Annotated in this window: 7 protein-coding genes and 1 pseudogene; 2 read left to right on the top strand and 6 right to left on the bottom strand. The window is 69.8% G+C overall.

The annotated features are described in order from the left end of the window. The 3 genes and pseudogenes from M1M07_RS26930 to sigE form a co-directional block, all read right to left on the bottom strand. Positions 1-193: pseudogene (locus M1M07_RS26930) on the bottom strand (serine protease); the annotation flags it as partial. 214 nt (positions 194-407) lie between these two features. Continuing rightward, the gene (locus M1M07_RS26925; protein WP_197250095.1) at positions 408-761 is read right to left on the bottom strand and encodes a zf-HC2 domain-containing protein; all 354 of its coding nucleotides are present in this window, start codon (positions 759-761) and stop codon (positions 408-410) included. 16 nt (positions 762-777) lie between these two features. Next, the gene (gene sigE, locus M1M07_RS26920) at positions 778-1,455 is read right to left on the bottom strand and encodes an RNA polymerase sigma factor SigE (RefSeq protein WP_231609761.1); all 678 of its coding nucleotides are present in this window, start codon (positions 1,453-1,455) and stop codon (positions 778-780) included. A gap of 275 nt (positions 1,456-1,730) precedes the next feature. On the opposite strand from sigE, the gene M1M07_RS26915 reads away from it, so the two are divergent. Continuing rightward, a complete protein-coding gene (locus M1M07_RS26915; protein WP_197250096.1) occupies positions 1,731-2,366 on the top strand; it encodes an O-methyltransferase in 636 nt (211 codons plus the stop codon). Between the two features lie 15 nt (positions 2,367-2,381). Here the strand turns inward: M1M07_RS26915 and glgC are convergent, their stop codons facing one another. Continuing rightward, positions 2,382-3,596, bottom strand: coding sequence for a glucose-1-phosphate adenylyltransferase (glgC, locus tag M1M07_RS26910; RefSeq protein WP_197250097.1), 1,215 nt, complete (start codon positions 3,594-3,596; stop codon positions 2,382-2,384). A 106-nt stretch (positions 3,597-3,702) separates the two neighbouring features. Between glgC and glgA the strand changes: the two genes are divergently transcribed. Further along, positions 3,703-4,872, top strand: coding sequence for a glycogen synthase (gene glgA, locus M1M07_RS26905; protein WP_248676146.1), 1,170 nt, complete (start codon positions 3,703-3,705; stop codon positions 4,870-4,872). A 40-nt stretch (positions 4,873-4,912) separates the two neighbouring features. Here glgA and M1M07_RS26900 read toward each other — a convergent pair whose 3' ends face one another. Together M1M07_RS26900 and M1M07_RS26895 are read right to left on the bottom strand one after the other, a co-directional pair. Continuing rightward, positions 4,913-5,767, bottom strand: a complete 855-nt coding sequence (locus M1M07_RS26900; RefSeq protein WP_197250098.1) for a putative RNA methyltransferase — start codon at positions 5,765-5,767, stop codon at positions 4,913-4,915. Positions 5,768-5,855: 88 nt separating this feature from the next. Further along, positions 5,856-6,023: a DUF3117 domain-containing protein gene (locus M1M07_RS26895; protein ID WP_006554284.1), complete on the bottom strand. Its 168-nt coding sequence runs from the start codon at positions 6,021-6,023 to the stop codon at positions 5,856-5,858. Between the last annotated feature and the right edge of the window lie 93 nt (positions 6,024-6,116).

Here is a 6,116-nt window from a genome sequence, read left to right as displayed (position 1 = left end):
GAGGCGGGGCGAGGACCGGGTCGGCGGGCGGGACGTGCGCTACCGGGGGTTCGGCGGCGCGGGCGCGGGCGGCGTCGGTGAACGATCCGGCCGTTCCCGAGGGCCGGCCGAAGACCCGCGCGGCGGCGGGGTCGACCGCGGGCCGGTACACCGGGCGCGGTTCCAGGCGTGGCGCATCCGCCGGACGTTCGATCGCCGGGGACGCGGCGGCGGGGCCTGCCGGCTCACCGTCGGTGGCTTGCCACCCGGACTGCTGCACTGATTCCGCTTCCGCCGTCACGCGTGTCCGTCTCCCCCGTCGTGGTCACTCACGGTGCCCAGTATCACCGATGGGGCCCGGTATCTCCGACGGGCCCGCGTATTCGGGTGGGGCAGCATGTTCAGGTAGATCAGCGTATCCGGGTGGGTCAGCGGCGCCGGCGGATGGACCAGCGGCGTGCCCCCGGCCACATCTGTTCCAGCCCGGGCAACAGCGACTGCGGTGCCTGCGCGGGGGAATCCTGGAGATGGGTGGGGATGTTGCTGAGCGCACCGAGCAGGGAACTCGGCATCTGCGGTGCCCGACGGGCGGCGTTGCGCAGCGCGTGACGTGCCTGCTGCTGGGCCTCCACCTCGGCTGCGCACTCGGGGCACATCGCCAGGTGCTGGGACGCCCGCAGGTACGCGTTCATCCGCAGTTCGCCGTCGACGTACGCCGCGACGGCTTCGCTGGCGAGATGCTCAGTGGAGCCGAACTGTCGGGGCGGGAACCCCATAGTCATCAGACCCTCCTGGCGGCTACCCCGCACGGACTCGACCGGACTCGTTCTCCGCATTCTGACGGAGATGCTCGCGCAGTGCCTGGCGACCCCGGTGGATGCGGCTGCGCACCGTGCCGAGTTTGACGCCGAGCGTGGCACCGATCTCCTCGTACGAGAGTCCTTCGATGTCACACAGCACCACAGCCGCACGATACTCCGGCGCCAGCGAATCGAGCGCGGACTGCAGGTCTGCGTCGAGACGGGCGTCGTGGTAGATCTCCTCCGGGTTCGGCCCCTCGGCGGGAACCCGGTCGTAGTCCTCGGGCAACGCTTCCATGCGGATGCGGTTGCGGCGGCGCACCATGTCCAGGAACAGGTTCGTGGTGATGCGGTGGAGCCAGCCCTCGAACGTGCCGGGCTGGTAGTTCTGGAGGGACCGGAACACGCGGATGAACGTGTCCTGGGTGAGGTCTTCGGCGTCCTGCGCGTTGCCGGACAGCCGGTAGGCCAGCCGGTACACGCGGTCGCCGTGTTCGCGGACCAATTCGTCCCACGACGGCATCGCCCCACGATCGCCCGTGGCGTCGAAGACCGCCGTGCCGCTCAGCTCGGCGACCGCGTCACCGTCGGTGCTGCCGTCGAACACGTCGGAACCGGTGAGGGCCCCGCCGGAGGCGGTTAGGGCACGAGTAACGCTCGTGGGGGTATCGACCATGTGGATCGCTGGATCCTCCTCTTCGGGACCGCCGATCGAGAACTGTCACGTACCCTGTCGAACGCTCGGGGCGGCCGGATTGTTCCCCGACCCGTGTGACATCCGTCGACCGTTGCAGCGCGGTCTGCGCCGCGCAGTCTGCTCTGCGTGTGGCTACACCCTCCCCTTTCCCCATGTGCCACCCCTATGAGTAACCTGAGGCGGAGCTGAGAATTCATCCCCCGGGTCGTGCGCGCCTGCCTGCGCGGACGCGATCTCGACGCTAGCCTCGACCCGTGCAGACCAATGCCGAACGGATTCTGGCCCACGCCGAGAACGTCGTCGTCGAGGACGAGCTGCTCGTCGCGGCGCGCGAACGTGCCCTCGACCTGGGCGCCGATCCGATCCCGCCCTCCGTCGGCGCCGCGCTCGCCCTTTTCGCCCGGATGCTCGACGCGAAGACCGTCGTCGAGATCGGGACCGGCGCCGGTGTCAGTGGACTGTGGCTGCTGCACGGCCTGCGCGAGGACGGCGTGCTGACCACGATCGACAGCGAGCCGGAGCATCAGCGGGCCGCGAAGGAGGCGTTCCGCGATGCCGGGATCGCGGCCTCGCGCACCCGGCTCATCAACGGACGCGCCCTCGACGTGCTGCCGCGGCTGGCCGACTCCGGCTACGACCTGATCTTCGTCGACGCAACCCCCGCCGACCACCCGCACTACGTGCGCGAGGGTGTGCGTCTGCTGCGCCCCGGTGGGGTCCTGGTCCTGCACAACGCGCTGCTCGGCGGACGGGTCACCGACCCGAGCGAACGGGACGCGACCGTCCTGTCGGTCCGGGACGCGGCCCGCGCGGTCTCGGCGGACGACCGCCTCTCCCCGGTGGTGCTGCCCCTCGGCGACGGGCTGCTGTGCGCGGTGCGGATCAGCTGATCCGGGACTGCTCCGTCAGATCCACACACCCTTGCCGATGGCGACGACCCCGCCGTTGCTGACCGCGAACCTCTGACGGTCGCGTTCGAGATCGACACCGATGATCTCGCCGTCGCCCACCACGACGTTCTTGTCGAGGATCGCGCGACGCACCACCGCGCCCTTGCCGATGCGCACGCCCGGCATCAGAACGCTGCCCTCCACGGTCGCTCCGTCCTCGACCATGACGTTCGAGCTGAGCACCGAGTTGCGGACGGTCGCGGCGGACAGGATGCTGCCCGCCCCGACGATCGATTCCTGCGCGAGTCCGCCCTGCACGAACTTCGCGGGCGGCAGGTTCTCGGCGGCGCCGCGGATCGGCCAGCGCTTGTTGTAGAGGTTGAAGATCGGGTGCACGGACACCAGGTCCATGTGGGCGTCGTAGAAGGCGTCCAGCGTCCCCACGTCCCGCCAATAGGCACGGTCGCGTTCGGTGGCGCCGGGCACGACGTTGTCGTTGAAGTCGTAGACGTGGGCAGCACCCTGGGCGACCAGCGCCGGGATGATGTCGCCGCCCATGTCGTGGTCGGAATCGGAATTCTCGGAGTCCGCCCGCAACGCCTCCACCAGCACCTTGGTGGTGAACACGTAGTTGCCCATCGACGCGAACGTCACGTTCGGGTCGTCGGGAGTTCCGGGCGGGTGCGCGGGCTTCTCCAGGAACTGGGTGATGCGGCCCTGTTCGTCGCTGTCGATGCAACCGAACGCGTACGCTTCGCTGCGCGGCACCCGGATCCCGGCGACGGTGACGCCCGCACCGGATTCGATGTGCTGGCGCACCATCTGCTCCGGATCCATGCGGTAGACGTGGTCCGCGCCGAACACGACGATGTACTCGGGATCCTCGTCGTACACCAGGTTCAGAGACTGCAGGATCGCGTCGGCGCTGCCGGTGTACCAGCGCGGACCGAGCCGCTGCTGCGCGGGAACCGGCGTGATGTATTCGCCGGTGAATCCGGACAGCCGCCACGTCTGGGAGATGTGACGGTCCAACGAGTGGGACTTGTACTGCGTCAGCACGCAGATGCGCAGGTAGCCCGCGTTCACCAGGTTGCTCAGCACGAAGTCGATCAGACGGTATGCGCCGCCGAACGGCACGGCAGGCTTGGCGCGGTCGGCCGTCAGCGGGTACAGGCGTTTGCCCTCGCCGCCGGCGAGCACGATTCCAAGCACATGTGGCTGGCTCCTCACACAGTCAACCTATCCGCCACCCCACAACGCCGCCAGCGATGCGCAACATCGACACGCAGAGGTGACCCCGGTAGCCGGAACATCGCGAGCCGGATAGTTTGAGCGGGTGCGGGTGGCAATGATGACGCGGGAGTACCCGCCCGAGGTCTACGGCGGAGCCGGAGTGCACGTCACCGAGCTCGTGGCGCAGCTGCGACGGCTCTGCGACGTGGACGTGCACTGTATGGGTGCGCCCCGCGAGGGCGCGTTCGTCCACGACCCGGATCCGGCGCTCGCCGGCGCGAATGCCGCGCTGACGACGCTGTCGGCCGAGCTGCGGATGGCGCACGCGGCGAGCGGCGTCGACGTGGTGCACTCGCACACCTGGTATTCCGGCCTGGCCGGGCACCTGGCGGCCGAACTGTACGACGTGCCCCACGTGCTCACCGCCCACTCGCTCGAACCGCGGCGGCCGTGGAAGGCCGAGCAGCTCGGCGGCGGTTACCGCATCTCGTCGTGGTCCGAACGCAACGCCGTGCAGTACGCCGACGCGATCATCGCGGTCAGCGCCGGGATGCGGCTCGACGTCCTCGACGCGTACCCGTTCGTCGATCCGGCGAAGGTGCACGTGGTCCGCAACGGAATCGACACCGGGGTGTGGCATCCGGGACCGGCGGAAGGGCCCGAATCGGCGCTCGACCGGCTCGGAGTCGATCCGGACCGGCCGATGGTCGCGTTCGTCGGCCGCATCACCCGGCAGAAGGGTGTCGGCCACCTGATCGCGGCGGCGCACCATCTCGACCCGGACATCCAGCTGGTGCTGTGCGCGGGCGCTCCGGACACCCCCGAGATCGCCGCCGAGACCGAACGCGCGGTCGCGGAACTGCAGGAGCGGCGCGGCGGCGTGTTCTGGGTCCAGGAGATGCTGCCCACCGAATCGGTCCGCGAGATCCTCTCGGCGGCACGGGTGTTCGTGTGCCCCTCCGTGTACGAGCCGCTCGGGATCGTGAATCTCGAGGCGATGGCCTGCGAAACCGCCGTGGTCGCGTCCGACGTCGGCGGTATCCCGGAGGTCGTCCAGGACGGCATCACGGGACGTCTCGTGCACTACAACTCGTACGAACCGCAGACCTACGAGCGTGCGCTCGCCGCGGCGGTGGACGAAATCGCGCTCGACGCGGATCTCGCCGCCCGGATGGGCCATGCCGGGCGCGATCGCGCGGTCGCCGAGTTCTCGTGGGCGCAGATCGCCCGGCAGACGCTCGCGGTCTACCAGGACGTCGCCGCGCGCCGGTGAGCCGGTAGGCGCGGTCCAGTGATGCGCCGGCAGGCGCGGTTCAGTCCCGCCGGGTCCACACCGAGACGGTGACGGCCGCCGTCACCGTGAACGGCTCGGGCAGCTCCGCCAGCAGCGCCGCGCGGCGATCCGCCGTGACGTGATGGGCGGACGGTCCCATTCCCGCGAGCAGGGCGAGCTCGTCGTGGCCCAGGGCCATCGCGAATCGGAGCTCGCGGCGGTCCGTGCGGTCGAAGGCCCCGGACAGGGCCGCCCCGAGGCGTTCGGTCTTGCGGTCGTCGACCTGCACCATGCCGGGTAGCGCGACCAGTTCCTGCAGGTGCTCGGTCGTCGGGGTGACGACGACGAGCCGCCCGCCGGGTTCGAGCACCCGATGGGTCTCCTCGGCGTTGCGCGGCGCGAAGATCGACAGGACGTGACTGAGCGACCCGGTGCGCACCGGCAGCTGCCGCCACACGTCGGCGAGCACGGCACCGACGCGAGGATGGCTGCGGGCGATGCGGCGCACCGCGGGTTTGGAGACGTCGAGGCCGATGCCGCGCGAGTCCGGCAGCGCGTCGAGCACGGTGGCGAGGTACTGGCCTGTGCCCGCACCCACTTCGAGGATGCGCGCCGCCGGGGGATTGTCGCCGGCCGGCGGAGTCTCGGCGCACGCCCGGGCGACGGCGTCGCGGATGGGGTCGTAGTGTCCGGCACCGAGGAAGTCTCCCCGCGCGGCGATCATCTCGGCGGTGTCCCCGGTGAAGCGGGTCGCGGCGCCGGTGAGGAGCGTGACGTAGCCCTGTTTCGCGACGTCGAAGTTGTGTCCGCTCTCGCACAGCAGGGCGGAGTCGTCGAGGTCCATGCCGAGTCCGCACTGCGGGCACGCGAGCAGATCGGTCACCGCGTCGAGCACCGGTGCTCCTCACAGATGGGGTCGTGGAACGAGTCCGGGCCCCGCGCATCGAGGAGCGCAGGGCCCGGATCGTCCGAAATCGGACAGATCAGCTGGTAACACTCTTGAGTTCGTCACCGAGGGCAGCAGCCTCTTCCGGCGTGAGCTCGACGACCAGACGTCCGCCTCCCTCGAGTGGAACCCTCATGACGATTCCTCGTCCCTCTTTGGTTGCTTCGAGGGGACCGTCCCCGGTCCGGGGCTTCATGGCCGCCATCCTCTGCTCCCTCCAAATCTGCGCTCAACGACTGAGCGCCTGGGTTACCGTTGTGCCCGGACAGTTTATCGGCGGGCTCGCCTTCCCATTCTT

It is taken from the genome of Rhodococcus sp. HM1 (genome assembly GCF_023218075.1).
Classification (GTDB): Bacteria; Actinomycetota; Actinomycetes; order Mycobacteriales; family Mycobacteriaceae; genus Rhodococcus.
The sequence above is the reverse complement of the archived record's forward strand: the minus strand, read 5'-3'. Positions and strand labels throughout refer to the sequence as shown.